This window comes from Chania multitudinisentens RB-25, assembly GCF_000520015.2.
GTDB lineage: Bacteria > Pseudomonadota > Gammaproteobacteria > Enterobacterales > Enterobacteriaceae > Chania > Chania multitudinisentens.
Genome location: NZ_CP007044.2, coordinates 3,232,763 through 3,254,680, shown reverse-complemented (window position 1 = coordinate 3,254,680; position 21,918 = coordinate 3,232,763). Strand labels below are relative to the sequence as shown.

20 protein-coding genes and 2 tRNA genes are annotated in these 21,918 nt (G+C 49.4%); 7 read left to right on the top strand and 15 right to left on the bottom strand.

The genetic code is table 11. The annotated features are described in order from the left end of the window. Positions 1 to 3,000, top strand: a complete 3,000-nt coding sequence (locus tag Z042_RS14110) for a hypothetical protein (RefSeq protein ID WP_024911040.1) — start codon at positions 1 to 3, stop codon at positions 2,998 to 3,000. 8 nt (positions 3,001 to 3,008) lie between these two features. Beyond that, a complete protein-coding gene (locus tag Z042_RS14105) occupies positions 3,009 to 4,175 on the top strand; it encodes a phage tail protein (RefSeq protein WP_024911041.1) in 1,167 nt (388 codons plus the stop codon). An 83-nt stretch (positions 4,176 to 4,258) separates the two neighbouring features. On the opposite strand, the gene Z042_RS14100 is transcribed toward Z042_RS14105, so the two are convergent. From Z042_RS14100 to Z042_RS14080, 6 genes are all read right to left on the bottom strand, one after another. Beyond that, positions 4,259 to 4,687 carry a phage tail protein gene (locus Z042_RS14100; protein ID WP_024911042.1) on the bottom strand — a complete coding sequence of 143 codons (429 nt, stop codon included), beginning with the start codon at positions 4,685 to 4,687 and terminating at the stop codon, positions 4,259 to 4,261. A gap of 31 nt (positions 4,688 to 4,718) precedes the next feature. Next, on the bottom strand, positions 4,719 to 7,781 hold the full coding sequence (locus Z042_RS14095) for a phage tail tape measure protein (protein WP_024911043.1): 3,063 nt from the start codon (positions 7,779 to 7,781) through the stop codon (positions 4,719 to 4,721). A gap of 2 nt (positions 7,782 to 7,783) precedes the next feature. Next, the gene (locus Z042_RS25120; RefSeq protein WP_236849262.1) at positions 7,784 to 7,933 is read right to left on the bottom strand and encodes a GpE family phage tail protein; all 150 of its coding nucleotides are present in this window, start codon (positions 7,931 to 7,933) and stop codon (positions 7,784 to 7,786) included. Then, the gene (locus Z042_RS14090) at positions 7,924 to 8,232 is read right to left on the bottom strand and encodes a phage tail assembly protein (protein ID WP_024911044.1); all 309 of its coding nucleotides are present in this window, start codon (positions 8,230 to 8,232) and stop codon (positions 7,924 to 7,926) included. Before Z042_RS14090 ends, Z042_RS25120 begins: the two co-directional genes overlap by 10 nt. A gap of 68 nt (positions 8,233 to 8,300) precedes the next feature. Next, positions 8,301 to 8,816, bottom strand: coding sequence for a phage major tail tube protein (locus tag Z042_RS14085; protein ID WP_024911045.1), 516 nt, complete (start codon positions 8,814 to 8,816; stop codon positions 8,301 to 8,303). 10 nt (positions 8,817 to 8,826) lie between these two features. After that, positions 8,827 to 9,993 carry a phage tail sheath subtilisin-like domain-containing protein gene (locus tag Z042_RS14080; protein ID WP_024911046.1) on the bottom strand — a complete coding sequence of 389 codons (1,167 nt, stop codon included), beginning with the start codon at positions 9,991 to 9,993 and terminating at the stop codon, positions 8,827 to 8,829. 148 nt (positions 9,994 to 10,141) lie between these two features. Here Z042_RS14080 and Z042_RS14075 point away from each other — a divergent pair, with 148 nt between their 5' ends. Both Z042_RS14075 and Z042_RS14070 read left to right on the top strand, forming a co-directional pair. Continuing rightward, a complete protein-coding gene (locus Z042_RS14075) occupies positions 10,142 to 11,260 on the top strand; it encodes a contractile injection system protein, VgrG/Pvc8 family (protein ID WP_024911047.1) in 1,119 nt (372 codons plus the stop codon). Further along, positions 11,238 to 11,570, top strand: coding sequence for an Ogr/Delta-like zinc finger protein (locus Z042_RS14070; RefSeq protein WP_335337104.1), 333 nt, complete (start codon positions 11,238 to 11,240; stop codon positions 11,568 to 11,570). Before Z042_RS14075 ends, Z042_RS14070 begins: the two co-directional genes overlap by 23 nt. A gap of 150 nt (positions 11,571 to 11,720) precedes the next feature. Here the strand turns inward: Z042_RS14070 and Z042_RS14065 are convergent. Together Z042_RS14065 and Z042_RS14060 are read right to left on the bottom strand one after the other, a co-directional pair. After that, positions 11,721 to 11,806 (bottom strand) — tRNA-Leu (locus tag Z042_RS14065). 10 nt (positions 11,807 to 11,816) lie between these two features. Then, positions 11,817 to 11,890, bottom strand: a tRNA-Cys gene (locus Z042_RS14060). A gap of 625 nt (positions 11,891 to 12,515) precedes the next feature. Between Z042_RS14060 and Z042_RS26285 the strand changes: the two genes are divergently transcribed. Next, entirely contained in the window at positions 12,516 to 12,671 is a 156-nt protein-coding gene (locus Z042_RS26285) for a hypothetical protein (protein WP_156030378.1), read from the top strand. Continuing rightward, positions 12,640 to 12,960: a YybH family protein gene (locus tag Z042_RS14055; RefSeq protein WP_024911049.1), complete on the top strand. Its 321-nt coding sequence runs from the start codon at positions 12,640 to 12,642 to the stop codon at positions 12,958 to 12,960. The genes Z042_RS26285 and Z042_RS14055 overlap by 32 nt, the downstream gene beginning before the upstream one ends. Positions 12,961 to 13,085: 125 nt before the next feature. On the opposite strand, the gene pgsA is transcribed toward Z042_RS14055, so the two are convergent. Genes pgsA through uvrY form a run of 3 tightly spaced genes read right to left on the bottom strand, consistent with a single transcriptional unit; the run spans position 13,086 to position 16,174 of the window. Continuing rightward, complete coding sequence (gene pgsA, locus Z042_RS14050; protein WP_024911050.1) at positions 13,086 to 13,634, bottom strand: CDP-diacylglycerol--glycerol-3-phosphate 3-phosphatidyltransferase; 549 nt, start codon at positions 13,632 to 13,634, stop codon at positions 13,086 to 13,088. 58 nt (positions 13,635 to 13,692) lie between these two features. Next, positions 13,693 to 15,525 carry an excinuclease ABC subunit UvrC gene (gene uvrC, locus Z042_RS14045; protein ID WP_024911051.1) on the bottom strand — a complete coding sequence of 611 codons (1,833 nt, stop codon included), beginning with the start codon at positions 15,523 to 15,525 and terminating at the stop codon, positions 13,693 to 13,695. Then, the gene (gene uvrY, locus Z042_RS14040; protein ID WP_024911052.1) at positions 15,518 to 16,174 is read right to left on the bottom strand and encodes a UvrY/SirA/GacA family response regulator transcription factor; all 657 of its coding nucleotides are present in this window, start codon (positions 16,172 to 16,174) and stop codon (positions 15,518 to 15,520) included. The genes uvrC and uvrY overlap by 8 nt, the downstream gene beginning before the upstream one ends. A gap of 940 nt (positions 16,175 to 17,114) precedes the next feature. Between uvrY and Z042_RS14035 the strand changes: the two genes are divergently transcribed. Beyond that, a complete protein-coding gene (locus Z042_RS14035) occupies positions 17,115 to 17,339 on the top strand; it encodes a DUF2594 family protein (protein WP_024911053.1) in 225 nt (74 codons plus the stop codon). A gap of 664 nt (positions 17,340 to 18,003) precedes the next feature. On the opposite strand, the gene Z042_RS14030 is transcribed toward Z042_RS14035, so the two are convergent. From Z042_RS14030 to Z042_RS14020, 4 genes are read right to left on the bottom strand one after another with little or no spacing between them, the layout of a single operon-like run. Further along, positions 18,004 to 19,263 carry an NAD(P)/FAD-dependent oxidoreductase gene (locus Z042_RS14030; RefSeq protein WP_024911054.1) on the bottom strand — a complete coding sequence of 420 codons (1,260 nt, stop codon included), beginning with the start codon at positions 19,261 to 19,263 and terminating at the stop codon, positions 18,004 to 18,006. Further along, a complete protein-coding gene (locus Z042_RS25115; protein ID WP_071882833.1) occupies positions 19,244 to 19,504 on the bottom strand; it encodes a (2Fe-2S)-binding protein in 261 nt (86 codons plus the stop codon). The genes Z042_RS14030 and Z042_RS25115 overlap by 20 nt, the downstream gene beginning before the upstream one ends. Continuing rightward, on the bottom strand, positions 19,501 to 20,616 hold the full coding sequence (locus tag Z042_RS14025; protein ID WP_024911055.1) for an NAD(P)/FAD-dependent oxidoreductase: 1,116 nt from the start codon (positions 20,614 to 20,616) through the stop codon (positions 19,501 to 19,503). Before Z042_RS14025 ends, Z042_RS25115 begins: the two co-directional genes overlap by 4 nt. After that, a complete protein-coding gene (locus tag Z042_RS14020) occupies positions 20,616 to 21,563 on the bottom strand; it encodes a 4-hydroxyproline epimerase (protein ID WP_024911056.1) in 948 nt (315 codons plus the stop codon). The genes Z042_RS14025 and Z042_RS14020 overlap by 1 nt, the downstream gene beginning before the upstream one ends. Between the last annotated feature and the right edge of the window lie 355 nt (positions 21,564 to 21,918).

Here is a 21,918-nt window from a genome sequence, read left to right as displayed (position 1 = left end):
ATGGGTAAAATTATAGAAACATCACAATGGGAAAGTGAAATTCACCAGATAGAAAGGAATGAACGGGTTGTCGGCGGGAGGGATGGTGGTGTAAATATTCAAGCAATGCAGCTAGCCAATCGCACAGTTTATTTGAGTCAAGCCGTTGATGGTTTGTATACCGGGGAGTCTCCATTCACTTCAGCCCTGTCCGCACAAGAAGCGGCAGACGCAGGAACTATACCACTGAACGCAAGGGTATCAGTTAGAAGTGACACAAATTTGGTATGGGTTAATGAATATCAAAACATAGAAGGAATAATGAAGCCTACAGGAAAAACGCTACCAGCATCCAGTTATTTCCGTGCTGTCACAGCGCCAATCCGATTACAAAATCAATATGACGACTCAGGGTTTGCCGCTGGTGTTGTTCCGAGTTCGCGCTATTCCGCAGTGCTAACAGAGATTTCAGACAGCTATTTGAACGAGCTGGGTGTTGTAAATGGCGTATATAGCCCTGGTCGCACATCAACGCACGTTACAGTTCCTGTCCCAGTGAACTGGCTCGGACGTTACGTTATTATGAGTTGTTTGTTTCACAACTCTGAATTAATCACGCCAGTTGTCGGCGTATATCATCAATATATAACAACGGGTACAAATATAATCAGCGACGGCTTAGTCAATAGTGTTGAGCGATTATCTGACAATATTTTGCGCGTAGTGTCATCAGGCAGAATACCTACCGATAAAGGCGTGACAGCACTCGCAATCGGCGCTGGCGGGTTTGGAACTGGCAGCGCAACTAAATTAATCTGCGCACCTACATTTGCATTATCTGATGCGCCGATTTTACTCGAAACATTTGAGTGGGATGTTTTAGATTCTATTCGAGCCGAAAGAATGAATACTATATCAGCAGATGTTTTGAGTGGCAGTGAGCGCATAAATACGCTCGAAACAAAAATAGAGGGATTGCCAACGAGTTTCATTAGAAACTTCGAGACTAACGGCGCGATGGAAATGCAAACAGCATGGACATATTACGGCTCTGGGGTTTTCGAATCCGTTGCGCACGTACCCGAGTTAGCGGAAATTGGCATTGCAGGCGGCTTTAGAGTAACGCCGCCCACTGGCGGAAATACAGCCTCACGATTTGACAGCAACGCAGCAACAATATCAGTTGTTGCAAATGCCGCGCCGGGTGAGCGACTGCTCGTTGGCACGGTTGTCTATGCGAGCGACGGCACTGCATTTCCCAATTTAACTAGTTCTGCCGGGTATACAATAACTCAGGGCGGCATTCTTACCGGCGCTAATAGTTGGGGCCATGTACACATCAATTCAAAAGCTCGGTTCTATTTTGCTTTTTTTAATACAATAACAGCACCGATTAGCCGACTGACAATAGGGTTTACTGCGAGCAATTCATATTTTCCAGATTCCATGGCAGTTAGATATCACACCGGCATTTTTGTGCATCATGCTACTGATATTCGACTGCCAACAGAATCTACAATCGAATCATATTTAGGCTGGGACGGGCAGGGTTCAAACGCTGAATTTTTCCAGCAGCTACAGGATTTATTAGACGCCAGCACTGATGCAGTATCCCCTGTTTTATGTCTCGGTGGGGATGGGTTAGCAGAAAGCTACGTCGAAGTATTTCGTGAGGGCAGAAAAGTCCGTCGCTCATTTACTCCGTTCCCCGCTGAGTCATTAACAACGCCAAACGTTTTCAATTTCCGCAGCGACTATATCGATAATGTGCAAATTCGGCAGATGACAGATGATGTTGCGCCGTACCGTGCGTTGGGTACGACAATCGGCGCAAACCATGGTTTTTCAATGACTCGAATTACGGCAGCGGCACACGGTAAAACAACAGCGGACATCGGAAGTATTTATTCTAATGGCAGTATGCAGTATGTGCTGGTCGGTATCGACACTGTTAATACTGTATATCTAACGAGCCGTGCTGATAATTCCGCTGTGCCAGTTGGCACATTAACTCGCGTATCTGGCGGCGTGTCTACAGCAAATATTGTCGGCACGGCTGCAACGACTACGCAAATGTATCCGCCGATTAAAAATCGGGAAATATCATGCCAAATTGACGGCGTAACCGTTACAGATAAAACCGGATTTTTTTCATATCGCGACTCCGTTGTTTTTTCGGAGTCGTATGAAATCATGGATAAAGCCAGCATTGTGGCGTGGTATGAAAATTACGGCGCGAGTGGCGTAATCACGCCGGACGGTGACGCTGCAATTCACGTATCAATATCGTATGCATTTGATCGAGATGCCCACTGCACTATTTACACAGATTTTCTGACGCTCAAAGACGGCGTGCCGCTACAGGACATAATGTTTTTACAAGCCGTTCGCGGCGCAGCAAACGACGGTGCTGTCAGATATTACATTCCCAAATCGCTACCATTTTCACAATTTGGTTTAAATTTCGACTTTGCAAATATTGGCTCGTCTAGCACTGCTGGATGGACTGATAGAGTTAATCTAACGCCAGCCCGCTGTGAGCCAACGGGGATTCTCGCCGATCGACTAATTCAATTGTCAGACCGATTTGGGTTTGCGATGGGGTATTTACCGGTGGGCTCAACATCGCTCAGTGTGCGCAGGACGAATGCAACAGTAAAAGCGATGCAGATTAGCAACAACGGCACAAAGGTCTATCTATCAGCAATAGATAACGGCACTCGGACGCTATCAGCAGGTCAGTATTACAGCACAATCGGCTATCGCAATTTGCTGATTAACTCGCACATGCGTACAGCGCATTACGCAGTGCGAACTAACGCCGCTGACTATTTGTATGTCGATTGGCACACGCACGGTGTAGACAGAGTTCCAGTCCCGCAAGACTACGCAGGGCGCTCGTTCGAGGTCGTCGAAAAATCGGATAACGTTGCAGTGCTGTCGAATTCGCTGACGAATACGCTCGTTGTGCGTGTCGATGAGTCAAAAAGCTACGGTTATTTAATCATCAAGATAATTTAGGCTGCAAAATGAGAGAATACTTCAGCATATTAACAAAGGCCGGCGAGGCCGCATTCGCCGCAGCTTCTGTCACGGGCGTAGCAGTAAGATTTGCACAAATGGCCATTGGCGACGGAGGTGGCACCGCCACGTCACCAAACGCTGATCAAACGGGATTGATTAATGAGCTCTATCGCGCACCGCTTAATCGTTTAGTTATCGCAGATCAGTCCGCCAATGTTATTCGTGCTGAAATGATTATACCACCGCAGAACGGTGGCTTCTGGATGCGCGAAGCGGCTCTTCTTGATGAAGATGGCACATGCCTGGTGGTGGCAAGCATGCCAGCATCCTATAAGCCGCTACTTGAAGAAGGGGCTGGGCGCTCAAGTGCCATCAACCTCATGATCGGTGTCAGCAGCACCAGGGATGTGCAACTAAAAGCCGATCCCTCCGTTATCGTGGCAACAATCAGCGAAGTTAATCAGGCCAAGAATGAGGCGAAAGACTACACTGACGAGCAATTAGGCGCACATGAACGTTCACGCACCCACCCAGATGCAACACTCAATGAGAGAGGCTTTACAAGACTCAATAATGCAGTAGATAGCGATAATGAAGCCACGGCAGCCACCCCAAAAGCCGTAAAGGCTGCTTACGATCTGGCTGCATCGAAAGCAGCTTTTGACACCATTTATCCGCCAGGTATCGCTATTTTTTTTGCTGTGAATCTTGACCCTAATGAGCAATGGCCAGGCACAAGATGGCAATATACGGGGGAAAATAAAACCATTCGCCTCGCAAAAGCTAACGGTTCAAACGTAGGTGCCACAGGCGGTAGCGATACCGTACAAATCAGCAGAGACAATTTGCCAGCGGTACAAATTGCCGTATCCGGCACCGCCAGCAGTGTCGATTTAGGTATCAAGGAAACAGTGGAGGACGGCGCAGCAAGCGTCAGAGTATATCGGTTTGGTGAGGCCGGGCGAGAGAATCAGGTCGGACGTTTCTCTATCGATAACGTCTCAATGGGGGATATCCCGATTGATGTTAATATCCCTCCACATAAACACAGCATTAATTTAGGCCCTCACCAGCACCCCGTTAGCGGCAACACAGCCACCTTAGGAACTGGTGAAGCAATCAGCATAGTAAACAGTCATGTTTTACTCATGTGCTGGTATCGCACAGCATAAAGCCCCGCAATGGGGCTTTATTTTTCCTGCAGTACAGCCAACGCTGTCTGTGCTGCCAGGTTGGCCAGCACAGACAGTTTCACTCAAATCAGCTTATCCAGACTCAACGACAGATCGCCCAACGCCTCGCGCAAGTCCTCGCTGACGCGCTCAAGATTGAGAGTAAACTCAATTTTGCGCGCCTTGCCATCCTTAAAAAACTCGGTGCGCGTTTCCTGTATCGACGTGATCACATACATGCCATAAATAGAGCCCGTCCCCTCGATCAGAGGCCAGGCTGAACCGGTAAACGCCATGGTATGTAGCAACCCGAGCGAGATATCGCCGCCGGTGATCTCCGGGTACAGAACACCAGACAGCGTGATTTTGTCCTCTCCGGGCCCGACATACTGGTATTTCGGTGAGCGGCCTACGCGATCGTTTTTCGCATGGCGCCAGTTCCGTTCCTGGGCAAGCGTCTGGTAAGGCGTTGTCGCACGCATAAACACAAACAGGCCAAGCACCATCATCATCGGAATTTGTAACATACAACCCCCCTTTGATTTATTCGCGGTCACGCAGTTGTGAGCGGTTTTTCATGGCCTTTTGCCGCTCGATATCGGTGATCTGCTCTTTGACTAATTTCGCGATCTTACGCTCATCAAGCTGACCAGCCTCTTTGAGATCAAACGACAGGTGATAGGTATTGCCCTCGATCGTTGTCGGGGTGGAGCGGGCCAACAGTGTGCGCTGATTGGCTTGCGGAGCCAGAACGGCGCCAGCACCAGCGAAAGCCAGTTGAGGGCCACCGCCGATCCAGTCCTGGGCACGCTGGAGCACGCCGCTTGCTATCGCGCGCAACTGATTAAATACACTAGTCTGTTGCTTTTGCGGTTCCGCAAAAATCCCCGCAAAGCCACCAACACCCTGACCCAGCCCGATACTGCCGAACTTATCCAGCCCGGTGGTTGATTTGCGCAGCGCATCTGCCGCTTTGGTCAGCCCATTGATCGCCCTCGCCTGCTCTCGCTGGGCGGTCAGGTAGGGCGATGCCAAGGCAATATGCGGAGCCACATTTTTAAAGACGATATCGCCGAGCTTGTTAGGATCTTTCTTCTCTGCCGTTGAGCTTTGTGTTGTCTTGCCTGGATTACTCCCCCAAATCGCCTCAGAAGGTTTTACAATTGAGGGTTTTGAGGTTGGAATTTCTGTTGGGGCTTGATCGCTCTTATCATCACTGCTTGCCGATGGTGACCATGGCACCGTTGTCATGCGTTTAAGTTTTGGATCCCAGACATGCATCACACCCGCTTTAGGGGTGTGTTCGTCGCCTGCCATCGCGTTATTCATGGCATTTGCGCGTACTGCTGCACGGCGTATACGCTCGGCTTGTTCAGGGATTAAGTTGAGTTTTTCCAGTACCCAGGTAATTTGATCATTCAGCCATTTGAACGGCGAAAATAACGCAGTGATGATCTCGCCCAATGACTTGCCGAAATTTCTCCCGGCCTCGGTCGCTTTATTCAAGCTTTGTTGAGTGGACTTAACAGGTGTAAGCAGCCGGGTAAACCAGTCCCAAGCCGCCTTCAGCTTCTCCCATACCCAACCAAGTGCGCGCCCGATAACGCTAAAGCCCGCACCCAATGGCGCAAATGCACTGCGGATCCCCGCCGTGGATTCAACCAGGCCAGCCCAAAACCCAACAAACCACGCCTTGATCGGCTCCCAATACTTATAAACCGTCAACCCCACAACCGCGAATGCAGCCCCGAGAGCCATAATGGGTAGCGACAAGCCAGACAGTGCCACCCACACCCCCGTAATCGATGCCCGCAGGGCCACAAAAGCATGCGAGAGTAACCCTATCGCCCCGGATGCCCCGCCCCCACTGATTAAACTCAACGCCAGGCGCACAGCCATCAGCGGATTAATTAGCGTTGCTGTCGTGACCAGTAGCCCCCCAAACCCCACCGACAGACCAGCCACCCCCGCAGCCAGGCGCACCACGGTTCCAACCGTCTCTTTATTTTGCTCAACCCATTGCCGCGCCGACGTCAGCCACTTTTGCGCCCACGCCATCAGTGCCATAAGCTGCGGCCGCAACGTACTGCCCAGGATCTCAGCCAGGCCACTTAAACCAGCCTTGAGTAACCCCCACTGCGATGAAAGGGAATCTTTATCAATGTTCGCCTCACGCACCATTGATCCACGTGCAGAATTACCCTCAAGAAGTGCCAACTGGCGATCAAGCTCCCCCAGATTATTGGCAAGCTTCGCGGCATCATCACCAAACTCTTTCCCAAAAAGCTGTGTTAATACCCTGAGTCGGTCGGTTTCTGGCAGCTTACTGACCGCCTCAAGCACGGTGCGAATGGTGCCCATGGCATCGGATGCCATGGAAACCTCAAGCTTTTTGGCATTGATCCCCAACACATCTAGCGCATCAAGAAACTTATCGCTTTGCATGCTGGCAATAGAGAGTTCACGCACCATTGCATTAGAGGCACTGGCGGCAATCTCCCGCTCCGTTCCGAGCGACAGGAACGTCGAGCCGAGGGCGGCCGCCTGCCTGTAACCCATGCGGTCGGCATTGCCGCCCATGCGTTTCAGCACGTCGATAATGTCTGAACCTTTAGACTGTGCATTGTCGTCCAGGTAGTTGATAGCATCGCCCAGCGCTTCGATGTCTTTGATCGGTATGCGATAAAGGCTGGCGATCTTGCCAAGATCTTCTGATAACTCACCCGCGGGCAGTTCGAACGCTTTTGACGCCTTGGCAGCGGTATCCGCAAACGCCAACAGATCACGACGCTGATCGGCCCATATATCATCTTTATTAACAACACCCATGCGGCCGCCACCCTCGATCAGCGCCGCATAATCAAGCCCGCCACCGGGCAGCGGGGTGACTGCCGCCGCCTCTTGGATCAGTCTCTGCACTTCGTAATACCGTGCAGTACGCTGGCCGCCATCGGTCAACAGACCATCAACCTGCTTTGCCACCCCCTTCATGGCATCTTCAAGCGAACCGTATCGCCGGGTGATCAAGGCAATCGGTGCGCCCATTGCTGCCCCTACCATCAACGCAGACGTACCTGCGCCACGCAGGTTGCTGGCAAACTCCTTACCCGCCTCATAACGGGAACGGGCCTCACCAATCTGCTTGAGCCGCCTTTCCTGTTCAGCAAGCTGGCGGTTGTACTGTTCTGTGTAACGCGTAGCCGCCTGGGTGGCATTGCTGTTCTTATCAACAAACACACCGTGTTGTTTAAGTTCGCCGCGCAGACGGCCAAGGCGCTGCACCTGCCCTTCCTGTGTTCCCCTGAGCTTGACCAGGCGCTCATCCCAGCGCTTAACGGCGGCGATCTGTTTCTCAGTGGGGTTTTCAAGCGCCCTGACAGCATCGGCAGCACGTTGAATTTTCTCAATACGCGCCGTTGTCTTGGCGCTGGCGGCGCTGAGCTTATCGAAGCTATCAGCCGAGGTGGATAATTGCTTGATGCTGGCACGGGTGGTTTTTATCTGGTTGGCAAGTGCGGCACTGCTTTTTTGAGCCGCATCAAGAGGGCGGCTCAGGTTATTGACCGCCCCCAACGCCACTTGTATCTGTAGTTTGCGGTCGGCCATAGTTACTCTTCTTCTGTGTTACCGCTGCGGAGTGCTGCCCGCTCTCGCCACTCTGCCAACTCAATCAGAGACATCGGCCAGAGTTCGGACGGCGGCCAGTGAAACACGGTGGCGATATCGGCTATCGCATCCTCAACGCTGTTTATTTTGATTTCGACTCGGCAACCGGTTTTTTGCTCTCCGGCGAGGAGGGTTGCAAAAAAGCGGATACGCCCAGTGCCATCTGCGCAAAGTCCCAGGTATCCATTCCCGCCACCTCCGTGGGGGTGAGAGCAGGCTCAGTGACGCGTGGCAGTAACGTAATCAGGCTGTCAACATCACTGTTCATCACATCAATCAGCTTTAAACCGCGCAGGCTGCCCGCTTGTCTCATTGTGTCGGTGATAGACACCACACTGATAACTGTTTCACCACGCGTGATCGGTGTTTGCAGGGTAATAGATTCACTCATCAGGTTCTCTCCGGTTTAGCCAGCCCGCAGGTGCAGGCTGTCATCAAATTATTGGCAGGTGATGGGGATTACAGGCCAACGTTGGCACGATGTTGCGCCAGGCGATCAACACCATTCACAACGTAAATCATGTTGATAATGTCAAGCTCATACAGATCTGCGCCATTGTGCGTGATCTTGCAGTAGGTATTTTTCAGTGAATACTTGTGCTGTGTGTTTTCCCCCTGTTTGGCATTGCCTGCATCAATTTCAACAAATCGACCACGCGTCTGGATCTCTACCGGGATCGCATCGCCACTGTCTTCAGCCTGGTAAGAACCGGCAAAACGTGACTGCAAGCCATCGGCGTTAGGGATACCGTATTGCGACATCAGTTCAAACATGATGCCACCCATGGTGACTTCCATATCCAGCGCCCCAGCCTCAAAGCCAAGATCTACAGCAACAGAACCCGGCATCCCTCCCCCCTGATAATCTTCGGTTTTAATGGTGAGCTTGGGGAGGGTGACCTCCTCAACCTGGCCGAGATAACCCGTACCGTTGATGTAGTAATTAAAAAACTTCAATTTGCGCGGTAGTGCCATGACGATCCCCTTAACTGTTTACTGCGTTGGCAAAAGACGCGAAATACTCGTCCGTAAACTCCTGCTCTAACACCAGGTGTTCAAGCGGAGGAACGGGGGTATAACGGTATTTGATCGTGAGCCTGCCGACCTTCAATGTATCCGTAGTGTTGAGATCGGTGTCATACCAGACGTCAGCACCCCGCAAGCGACCAGCAGTTACCCAGGCAGAAAGCTTGCGCTTGATGCCGTCGATAATGTCGCGCGCAAGGCCAGGTGTGAGCGGCTTGTCTATGTACGAGAAATGCGCCTCGGCAATCGTATCGGCAATCACCTGCGCGGTGCGGGTATACGATTCAAAGATAAAGATTTCTTTGTCTGCGGTGCGGTTGCCCCAGAATCGAAAACCATCTTGCTTGATAAGCGTCGTGACGTGCTCAGCGTTTAACGCGTCGGCATCGGTATCCGTCCCTTGCAACGCGAAATAGATATCCTGGGACGTGCCGACAACGTTGTTAACGGCAATGTTGGACAGCGTTTTATGCCAGCCAATTTGCGCATCGATCCGGGCACGCAGCCCCAGCGCGTAAGCCGTTGCTGGAACAACAACATTGGTGCCGGTTCTGGCATCATACGCCAGCCAATCCGGGTAAATGATCATCACCTCGCGCTGGCTGAAGTTGGCACGGTATTCTTTGGCCTCCGCGATTGTTGCGCTATCGCCAGCACTGACATAGGCGAACGCCTTCAACTCCTGCGCAAACGTGGCAAGTTGCTGCGCCACTGGCAACGAATCCAGACCCGGCGCACCGAGGATACGCGGCTTCATGCCTGTACGCATTTCAGCAACCAGCAGGGCAAAAAGACCGGTGTAACGGCCATCAGCGCCAACACCACCAATCACGTTGGCAGTTGTCTCGGTTTCGTCCTCACCTTCCGCCACACGGATCACAATGGTTGGCGGGCTGGCCTGCTGCGAGATGGCAGTCAACACGGTTTTTAGCGTGCCCGTCGTCCCGGTTTTACCCAGAACGGTGCGCACACGCGTAAGCAGTACCGGCGTGTTGAGTGGGAACACATCGGCGTCAGCATCATCCGCCGTGCACACCACACCAATAACCGCAGATGCAACATCAGTGATGATCGTTGCTGAATTGACGCTTTCATTCACAGTCACGCCATGATGAAAATCGCTCATAGGATAACCCCTGTAATGTAATAGGCTCCGCCATCATCGCCGCCTCGCGCGCGCAGAACACGCAATGAGCATTGTCTCAAGCCCCATACAATCACCACCGGGTTATAACCCTGCCATACTGCGGCAAACAGCCAACCGAGTAACCCGCATGGATTTCAGCATCAGCGAATACCGAGCGCCTGCGTTTGATATCACGATAAATGGGAAAACGGTCACCGCAGTGAATGACCGCCTGATCAGTCTGTCCCTGTCCGATAACCGAGGTTTTGAGGCCGACACCTTAGAGCTAACGCTAGACGACACCGATCACCTGCTGAACTTACCCAGCAGAGGAACGGCCATTGCGCTGGCTATCGGCTGGCGAGGTGAAACAATGACACCGAAAGGGGTATTTGTTGTTGACGAGATCCAGCACCAGGGGCCGCCGGATCAGTTGATCATCACCGCGCGCAGCGCTGATTTTCGCGATACGTTCAACGTTAAGCGGGAACAGAGCTGGAAAGACATCACCGTCGGTAAACTGGTGGCAACACTCGCAACACGTTACGAGCTGCGCGCCGCCGTCAGTGAAGATCTGGCTAATGTCGAGATCGACCACGCCGATCAAACCAACGAAAGCGACATCAGTTTTCTATCCCGCATGGCTGAAATGCTGGGCGCGATTGCGACCATTAAAAACGGCATGCTGTTATTCATGTGGCCGGGAAAGGCGGTATCGGCAAGTGGCAAGCTGTTACCTGTCATTACCATCACCAAAGCATCGGGCGATCGCCATGCCTTCCGCATGGCAGACCGTGACGCCTACACCGGTGTAACTGCTTTCTGGCTGGATCTGAATTTTGGCAAAACACGCCCTACAAAAATCACCCGCAGAAGCCGCAGGAAAAAAACGACACAAAAGAAGAAGGAACCTGCATCAAGCAGCAAGGAAGGGAGTTATCTAGAAGGAGCCGAAGGAAATACCTTTGTCATGCGTACAACCTTTAAGACAGAGCGCGCCGCGCGCCAAGCCGCCGCGGCAAAGTGGCGACAACTCCAGCGCGGCGCGGCAGAATTCTCGATCACCCTGGCCGAAGGCCGTGCCGATTTGTTCCCCGAATTGCATGCACGCGTCAGCGGGTTTAAACCGCAGATTGATAATGCTGACTGGATAATCAGCCAGGTCACACACACCATTGATGAGAATGGTTTTATTACCGGGCTCACATTGGAAGTCAAAATAACCGATGCTGACATGATGCCAGATGGCGATGATCAGGATGAATAACCGAAATCGTGTTCTATTGCCTAACGGTGATATACTGACAGTAATAGTAAATATCGGGGAGAATACCGATATGATGAGATGTTTAAAATGCGGCGCAGTAGCCAGAACCCGCACCAGCGTCAGACTTTCAGAGAGAACCCAACGCAATTATCACCAATGCCAAAACATGCTTTGCGGCACCTGCTTTACCACTTTACAGGAAGTTGAAAAGATACTTACCGATGCCAAACCCACCGAAGGCGCAGAACTGCCAAGGGAGCTATTTCACCCCAACCATCTGGGTGATGATCAAATGGGTTTAGACTTCTAACTACAGACCCGCTACGGCGGGTTTTCCATGCCTAAAAAACCCACACCAAAAACGCAGCCGCCACACCGGAGCCATTTTGGAGCCATTAGCCATTTTTCAGACACAAAAAAACCGCCCTTAAGGCGGTCTAAAATTCTTTGTAAATCAATGTGGTACCCGGGGCGGGACTTGAACCCGCACAGCCATAAGCCGAGGGATTTTAAATCCCTTGTGTCTACCGATTTCACCACCCGGGCTCAGAAAAATTGGAGGCGCGTTCCGGAGTCGAACCGGACTAGACGGATTTGCAATCCGCTACATAACCGCTTTGTTAACGCGCCTTAATTCTGTTTGCCTTTTAAGCTAAAGCCCGTGATACACCGACTTTATTAAATTTTATAACTTAGGATAGCACGCTCAATATGCATGCTATCTCTCTGAAAACACTTATTTTTTATTAACAAAGAGTGTTTTCGATGTGCAGGATTATGTACTAATTAAAAAAGGTTGGCAACAAAAAATTGTTCAATCCAGCAAACCCTATCTTCGTTTGCTCAAAACTTACCTTATCTGAACATAATGTAGTCGATTCAGTGTGTTGGAAGTTAATCTTTACCGTATTACCAAGCCAAAAATCACCAATAACTGCACCATCCGCTTGCGAAATTACTGATTACCTGGCCCAGGTAGATAAGATAAAGGTTATGGAGAAAAACCGCCCCAATACCTTATTTCATCAACAACGGCGGTAAAGCGTAGAACAACTGACTTAGACTCTTCCATACAAAAATTCAGTATGATTAAAAAATGCCCCTCCCAACAATCCATAGATACAACAGTAGCCTAAATCATATCTTTCACATCGTAATTATTTGTATTTAATGTTTTTATAATGATAAAAAAATGTTAAATTCCGAATTCCGTCAATAACCCTACTTTAGCTATACCAACCATGAGGAATGCACCATGCCTACAGCAAGTTCAAAAAGAATCACTGCTATGCTCTTGTTTACCGTCATGGGAAGTGCCCAAGCTGTAGACGATCTCAATGCCACTCGCGCAGGTTTCGGTCAAGCGATGGCAGCAAGGGATGTTGAAAAAAATCGCGCAATTCTTCGATGAGAAAGGCATTCTGGTTAAGCAGGATGGTACTCTCGCTAAAGGACGGGCTGAGATCAAAGAAGGATTCCGGCAGATACTGGCAGATGACAAAATGCAGATCCGAAGCGTTCCTGAATCGTCAACCACTGTTCAGAATGATGATATCATTTTGAGAAGTGGCCGCTGGCAGTTGATCGATGTGGACGGAAAAGTACATGAAGAGTGGTTTGCCAGCGAAGTATTCCGCAAAGATGCTCAGGGGAAATGGGTTTATTTAATTGATAATCCTTATAATAAATTACCTAACTGAGAGTCTTCGCCGCCAAAAATAGCTTCTCGCAGGCCATAGGCCAGCTACAACAAGGGAAAAATCCTGCCTAGATAAGGTGAGAACGATTTTTCCCTCTATGTTTACCATTTTCTATGGTGTATCAATCAAGGCTCTTGCAAATCCTTGCGGGCAGCATTCAAATATTGGAACATTGACCAAAAAGTAAGTACCGTAGCAATGTACAGTAGCGCGAAGGCTACGTACTCAACCGTACGATCCGGGCGCCACAACAAACCAACCAACGACACCATCTGCGCTGTTGTTTTCACTTTACCCACCCACGAAACGGCCACGCTACTGCGCTTGCCAATCTCCGCCATCCATTCACGTAGCGATGAAATAATAATCTCACGGGCAATCATGGTTGCAGCAGGCAAAGTGATCCACCAGGAATGGTAATATTCCGCTACCAGTACCAGTGCTATCGCTACCATCACTTTATCTGCAACGGGATCGAGAAAAGCGCCGAAACGGGTTGTCTGCTTCCAACGGCGTGCTAAAAAGCCATCAAACCAATCGGTTACAGCAGCAAACACAAAAATAACGGCGCAAACCACTGGAGCCCAAGTGAACGGCAGATAAAATGCCAGAACAAAGAATGGGATCAGAATCACGCGGAATAGGGTAAGCCAAGTCGGTATATTCAATTGCATAATGCTAAGGTAACTATCTGGCTAGAGTGGATATTAAGAGTATGTTGCTACATTACCCTCAGTGTTTCAATGCATTGTAGATCTTTTCTGCCAATGCTTGTGAAATACCCGGCACTTTCGCAATTTCCTCAACGCTGGCACTCAATAATGGTTGAAGTCCACCCATATACTTCAACAACACCTGACGCCGTTTAGGCCCAACACCTTCTATCAGTTCCAAGGCACTGGTATTTTTGACCTTCGCCCGCTTCTGGCGATGGCCGGTGATCGCATGATTATGTGAGTCATCGCGGATATGCTGGATCACATGCAATGCTGGTGAATCGGGCGGCAGTGAAATCCCTTCACCCTCCGGCACAAAAAACAAGGTCTCCAAACCCGCTTTACGATCGCTTCCTTTGGCAATACCTATTAACAATGGCTTATTCTTATCCCAAGCCACATTCAGCGAGTTGAATACGTCAATCGCCATACCCAGTTGCCCTTTCCCACCATCTATAAAGATCACATCTGGGATTTTTTTCTCTTCTAAGTCCTTACCATAACGGCGTTTCAGCACTTGCGTCATCGCTGCGTAATCATCACCTGGCGTAATACCCGTAATGTTGTAACGCCGATATTCTGAACGTAGCGGCCCATTCCCATCGAACACTACGCAAGAGGCCACCGTCTGCTCCCCCATGGTGTGGCTGATATCAAAACACTCCATCCGGTTAATTTCGGAAAGATTGAGCATTTTTGCCAGCTCCACCAATCGCTGATGAATCGTTGATTGCTGGGAAAGCTTCGTTGCCAATGCTACCGACGCATTAGTACGCGCCAGTTTGAGATAACGAGCACGATCACCGCGCGGTTTACTCTGAATTTGAATTTTGCGCCCTGCCTGCTCGCTCAATGATTCCGACAGCAGTTCTTTTTCCGGCAGGCTGAAGTCTAGCAGAATTTCAGCTGGTAAAGTACGCACCTGACTCCCTTGCAAATAGAACTGGCCCACGAAAGTTTGTACTACCTCACTCATCTCCGTGCCACCGGGTACTTTAGGAAAATAACTGCGGCTACCAAGCACTTTTCCCTGACGTATGAACAACACATGCACACAGGCCATTCCAGCATCAAATGCTACACCAATCACATCCAGGTCATCGCTATTACCCGAAACAAACTGCTTTTCGGTAACCCGCCGTACCGCTTGGATCTGATCGCGAATACGTGCAGCTTCTTCAAAATTGAGTTCTTTACTGGCATTTTCCATTCGCTCAATCAATCGATGTAATACCTGTTGATCTTTACCCGACAGGAACAAACGCACGTAATCAACCTGTTGCCGATACTCTTCCTCACTCACCAGGCCCGCAACACAAGGCCCTAGGCAGCGACCGATCTGGTACTGCAAACATGGGCGGGAACGGTTGCGATAGACACTATTCTCACATTGGCGTATCGGAAACAATTTTTGCAGCAATGCCAATGTTTCACGCACGGCATAGGAATTAGGGAATGGACCAAAATATTCACCTTTGGCATGTTTGGTACCACGGTGTACTGATAACCGTGGATGCACATCAGCACTAAGGAATATTAGTGGATAAGATTTATCATCACGTAAAAGAACATTATATCGTGGTTGATATAATTTAATGTAATTATGTTCTAGTAATAAGGCTTCTGTTTCCGTATGTGTAACGGTAACATCTATCTGTTTAATATTTTTGACTAACGTCTCTGTTTTACGGCTGTTAACTTGAGCACGAAAATAACTGGCGAGACGTTTTTTCAGATCTTTAGCTTTACCAACATAGATCACCGTACCCGTCGCGTCATACATTCGGTAGACGCCAGGCTGGCTGGTTACGGTTTTAAGAAATGCCTGGGCATCGAAACAATCACTCACTGCTTGGCAATGTCTCCGCATTGAACAATCCGTGGCGTATTGCCAAATGTGTTAATTCAACATCACCGCTAATATTCAACTTGCTGAACATACGGTAGCGATAGCTGTTCACCGTTTTGGGACTGAGATTCAATTGTTCAGAGATCTCATTCACTTTCTTCCCTTTAGTGATCATTAACATAATTTGCAGTTCACGCTCAGAGAGAGTACTGAACGGGTTTTCCGCCTGTGGTTCCAACTGGCTTAATGCCATTTGTTGCGCAATGTCGGAAGCAATATAGCGCTGGCCTGCATGCACTGAGCGAATAGCATTAACCACCTCCTGTGGAGCCGCCCCTTTACTCAAATACCCAGCAGCACCAGCCTGCATCACCTTCGCAGGCAACGGGTTCTCAGTATGAATAGTCAACATGATAACCTTGATATCCGGTGCATAACGAACAATCTTACGAGTGGCTTCCAGCCCCCCTATACCCGGCATATTCATATCCATCAACACGATATCAGCAGAGTTGTTTCGGCACCATTTAACGGCATCCTCACCGCATTGCGCTTCGCCAACAACTTTTATACCTTTGATATCTTCTAGAATGCGTCGTATCCCTGCGCGCACCAGTTCGTGGTCATCAACAAGAAGAACGCTAATCAAGGAAAATTCTCCAAAATAAGGGAGTAACGCAATCAATCAGCCTCTGTCAGAGAAACAGATATTACTTGGTTTTACGCAAAGAATGAATACAGATTAATACTTCCTCACGATTAACTCTGCGGAGCAGGCCAAGTTTTCGAACTCTAGTCTTAATCTACTTGCAAGCGGATAAAACCCCATCGTGACAATTTAGTGGTTTAACGGCAGCTTGAAACACATCTTCCTATGATACGCTATTTTGCACACTTTGGTGGTAAATTTAGTATCATTTTTCATTGTTTGCATTATTATCAGCTTAGTCAATCATTACTGATAACTATATGAATTACAAAAATATAAAAAATGATTACCACTTCCAAACACGCAGAAATCTCTGTAGTAAAACCATTCTTCAGAATACATAGCCACCATAAACGTCGAAACAGAGCTATTATTGATTAAAATAACCAATATTCCCCTTTTAATCACATACAGACCCAATACATGCCCACTCTTTTGAAATACTTCAATGATATTCTATGCCCTAAATAATTTGGGTTACAGAATGGCAGTGACGAAGCGAAGTGAAACCTCAGGATCTTACATTAACATGCGACTGCACGCAGCGGCCCCTAAGGGACAAGGCCCCTGGATGAGCCGAGCAGCAAAGCCAACACGCATGCAACTGGAAGGTATGACAGGTATATACCCACTAGTAAAGGCATATCTATTCATAAACGTTGAGTCAGTGTAAACGGCCATTACAATATTATGCCTTGTATAAATGACCATCTTTTCGCCGCTGGGAACGAGCATTATAGCACTCTTTCGTCAGATACAGGCACCCTGTACTATGCTATACTCTGCACCTATATAAATGTACTGTGGTTAACCATAGTGAATTGACCATCAGAAAATGTGCATTAAACCTCAAATTTCGGTCTTAAAATCAGGAGAAAAAATGAGTAACATTGACTTCACTACGTCTGCAAACCCTGAAGCACTGGCAACAGAAGTCGCCTGTCTTAAAGCCACTCTGACGCTGCTTTTGAAAGCGATTGGCCAGGCAGATGCCGGTAAAGTCATCATCAATCTGGAACGTTTTGCCGCTCAGATTGATGATCCTGCCCAAGCTGAAATTTTCAAAAATAGCATCTTGCAAATCAAACATGCTTATCGCCAATAATCACGTGCATTATCAGGCTGCCTGTACGCGGGCCTGACCTGCACTTTCATCTCTATCGTCAATTTCCATTACCATATATCATTATGCCCATAGGTGAATGCAAGATGATATCTACCTCAATAAAAATATCTTTATCAATGAGTTATACCTAAAGTAGAGTATGGCAACATTGGCTTGCGATTCCCTGACCACAGGTAAGATATGGGACAGCTACAGAGTGATTTTTACTTATATCGCTCAATGAAAGAAACGGTAAACCATGTTCTTTTCTATTGAGAAAACCACAGGATTCACACCTCATTTACCGGTAATGTTCGTTCATATCGCTCCTCTGATTGACAGCATATTCTCCATCAACATGGCCTTTTCACAATGAAAATGATCTTCAATATTAATAAGATAATACTTTCTTCGGTAGTAATAATCCGCCCTCAATTAAGAATAGTACTATCGTTATATTAAAAAACTGATTAAGTGATAAAGAAATGAAAGGCAAAAATGAGATTTTGTTTGCGAAATAATTACAATGGGATTAGTCCCAATTAATCAAAATAGTTTATATGGGATTTTTATTATCTTTTATTTCCCCCTATCTTTATTAATTTCACACTGAAACACTCGCCATCAGCCAGAACTAACCTATCCAGAAGGTAAATGAATTTTATTACTTGGTTTTTGACTGGTACTGTAAAGCCAGAGTTTCTCCCCTTACCGGTGCCAGTGGAATTCGCGGGGGCGGCAACGGCCACCCGAATAAATGACGAGCCGCAGTGGCGCAGATTCGCCCCTGGCAAGCTCCCATACCACAACGGCTACCCAGTTTGGCAGTGGCCCAATCCGCATACTCACTCAGTTGGCCCAACTTGACATCTTCACATCGGCACAGCAGCGTATCCGCCGTCGCCAGCGATTTTAGCGCTGGATTTAGAGCAAAGGCTTGTGCTACGGCCATAGCAAAACGCCGCCACCGATCTCGTTGCACCATTAACTGCTGCGCTTGTTCTTTATTCCCCGCCGCGGCATAACCTGCAATAGTACCTTCAAGCACCGCCAGCTCACTGCCGCCGATCCCCGTACATTCACCAGCAGCAAACACCTGCTTAACGCTAGTTTGCTGCCAGCGATCAACCGCTACGGCTTCATCAGCAATACTGCATCCCAACAACATAGCCAGTTCAATATTGGCCACTAAACCAAAACCACATGCCAACCGATCACAGGCCACCCTGTTTATCTGCTGCCCCTGCCGAACCTGGACAGACACAAGACGCTCCGTTCCCTCAGCCGCTAATATCTGGCTGGAGGTACGATAACGACGGTTAAGCAAAGAGAAAGCCTGAGGCAACTTTATTGGCCAACGCCACAGCCCACTTGTGAAAGCCATCACTCGGCGGAGACTAGCCTGTTCAGCCAGTAATACCACCTCCCCTCCAGCTTTGCTCACGCTGTTAGCCACTGCCAGCAGCAAAGGGCCACTACCCGCAATAGCTACGCGCAACCCTTTTATTTGTAAACCATTTTTTATCTGTGCCTGCAAACCACCGGCTCCCGTGACTCCTGGCAATGTCCAGCCTGGAAAAGGTAACAACAATTCACGCGCACCACAGCACAAGATCAGCCGTTGATAATCAATCAGCCCATGCTCCTCCGCGCTTTCATACAGGAGCTGCTGCACTCCATATTGTGCTACCACCCTTGTGGCATTGAGTAAGCGTACATTATCCAGGTTATGCAATGCTTCCCGATAACCAATGGCAACAGCAGGCAATTGTACACCCGGCCCATCACGCCAGATTTGCCCCCCAGGATGCGGATTATCGTCAAGTACCACGATTTTCTTCCCGCTCTCGGCTGCGGCGCACGCTGCTGCCAGCCCGGCAGGCCCCGCACCAATAATCAACACCTCACACTGTAAATGACCCATTTAGGCTCCTTTCAACACACATTCCTGGTTGACACAGTGTCTGGCAGGCTAGGCGACGCTGACCATTAATGGTAACCCGGCATTCCTGGCAAATGCCCATGCCACAAAATGCGGTACGTGGTTGCCGGGTAACTGAATAACGACAGATATCCTGCCCACTCAAGCTGAATGCAGCCACTACGCTGCTCCCTTCGGGAACCCGCACTAATACCCCATCAATGGTCAAGGTAATCAGATTCATACAGGTAGTGCCTCCGCAGCGAACAACCGGCTAGCCCGATATGGGGTATCATCAATTTCCGCCTGGTAGTTGTGGATTTGTGCAGCGATCAATGCCGCACTCCCCAACGCAGTGGTGACACCAAGGCCTTCATGTCCTAACGCCAGCCATAGCCAGGAATGGTGTGGATGTGGCCCAAGCAGCGGTAAACCGTCTGCGGTGGCTGCACGAAAGCCACTCCAGCAACGGATGATATTCATCTGTGCCAATGCTGGCAGAAAACCAGTGGCCCGTGCCAGCATCGCTGCCAGTAAAGACGGATCAATAGCCGGCTCAAGAGAATCAAACTGACGTGAAGAACCAATCAACAATTGCCCAGTTGGCCGAGGTTGCACATTGAAGGCCACCGATGTTCCGCTGTCAGCATGGGCACTAGCACCATAGCCTAGCTCCACCAGTTGATGTCTCACCTGTGGCGGATAGCGATCCGTAATCGCCAGATGCCCTTTCTTAGCCCGTAACAACGGTTGTGGCAGCAAATGATCAGCCTGTAAGCCACAGGCCAAGATCACCACTGGGGCCGTCAGTTTTTCGCCACTCATCAGCTGTACCGTTTGCCTATCCAACGCAACTGCTTCGCCATAACGAGTGGTTACACGTGCCTCTGCATCTGCAACCAGCCAACGGGCAACGTTTGGCGCATAAACGATCCCATCCCCCGCTACCCGCAGCCCCCCTGCCAAGCCGCTACGTAGCATCGGTTCCCAAGCAGCAACCTGCGCAGAGGTCAATATTTCACTCACGACACCACTTGCGGCCAAACGCTGTTGTTTCATCCCAGCAAGCGCCATTTCATCCTGATGTTCTGCCAACCACAGCGTGCCACACCCCTGCCAGGCACAATCTGGTGGCATACATTCCACCACATCTCGCCATAAACGTAGCGAATAAGCACTCAGCGCCAATTCAGCAGGGTTGTCATCCATACACACCAAATGCCCCATACCTGCTGCCGTCGCACCGGGTTGCCGATTGTCCACCAACAGCACACGGTCACCCTGTTTTGCCAAATGCCAGGCACATGCTGCCCCGATGATCCCAGCACCGACAACGATAACATCCGCTGCCACCATCAGCAGATCCCCCAAGCGAAGGGATCGCGTTCATCCACCAACAACTGGCTGTCAGCGCAAACAAACGCCTGCCCGCGAATAAAAGGGATAATCTTGCTACCTTGCAGTTGGAAGAACGCGCTGAATTCACTGCCGATCACACTGGCCTGCCGCCATACGGTATTCGGCAGTAATTTGCCGTCTGCCGCCAGGCAAGCCAGTTTGGCACTGGTTCCAGTACCGCAGGGAGAGCGATCATAGACTTTACCAGGGCAAAGCACGAAGTTGCGGCTATCGGCATGTTCATCAGGCCCAAAAAGCTCAATATGATCAATCACATCACCCTGTTCACCCTTGATACCCGCCAATTCAAGTGCCTGACGCACGGCCCAGCAGAAAGCCGTCAATTTATCAATATTATGAGAAGCAATCTCCAGAGGATGAGCAGCTACCAGAAAAAACCAGTTCCCTCCCCAGGCAATATCTCCGATGACGGTGCCATACTCTGCAACCTCAACCGCAACCTGCTGGCGAAAACGATAGGCGGGCACATTCTCTACGGTGACACAACCATCGGGATGTAATGTCGCATTAACGAGGCCCACCGGTGTTTCAACCCGATGTTCGCCAGCCTTGATCTGGCCCAGATAAGCCAGCGAAGCGATCAGGCCGATGATGCCATGACCACACATCCCCAGATAACCCGCGTTATTAAAGAAAATCACACCGACGGTTGCCTGTGGTGAACACGGTGGACACAACAATGCCCCCACCAGCACATCATTACCACGTGGTTCCTGTATGATCGCCCTGCGCCAATCATCATAATGCTGTGCAAATCGAGTCTTGCGTTCGGCCATAGTCCCAGTTCCCAAATCAGGAAAACCATCAATGACCAAACGGGTTGGTTCCCCACCAGTGTGGGAGTCAATCACCCGTAATGTAGTCAAGTGCGAAGGTAAGTTCATCAGGCTCTCCAAGTTAAGGGAATGTTATCAGCACTCCTAAGCCTGCCCGAACGCGCTGATTACAGCTTGATGTCTTTCTGCGTAAGAAATGCCGAAATCAGCACAATTCCCCCGCCACTCTCCAACGCTGGCTTACTAGCAATTTGCTAAGCCACAATAATAATTTTATTTATCATTACGTTAAACTTGCTTTTCTTTAAGTCTGGAGCAAGCTAGCACCAAAAAGCATACCGGCACTCTCTTAACAAACCAAAGTATGCTGTGTTTCGCACATTTCATTCCTGCTCAACAATTGCGCTTGCCAAGTTGCGTAAAAGTTAATATTGATCCGGTCATGTTAAAAATGGCAGTTTGT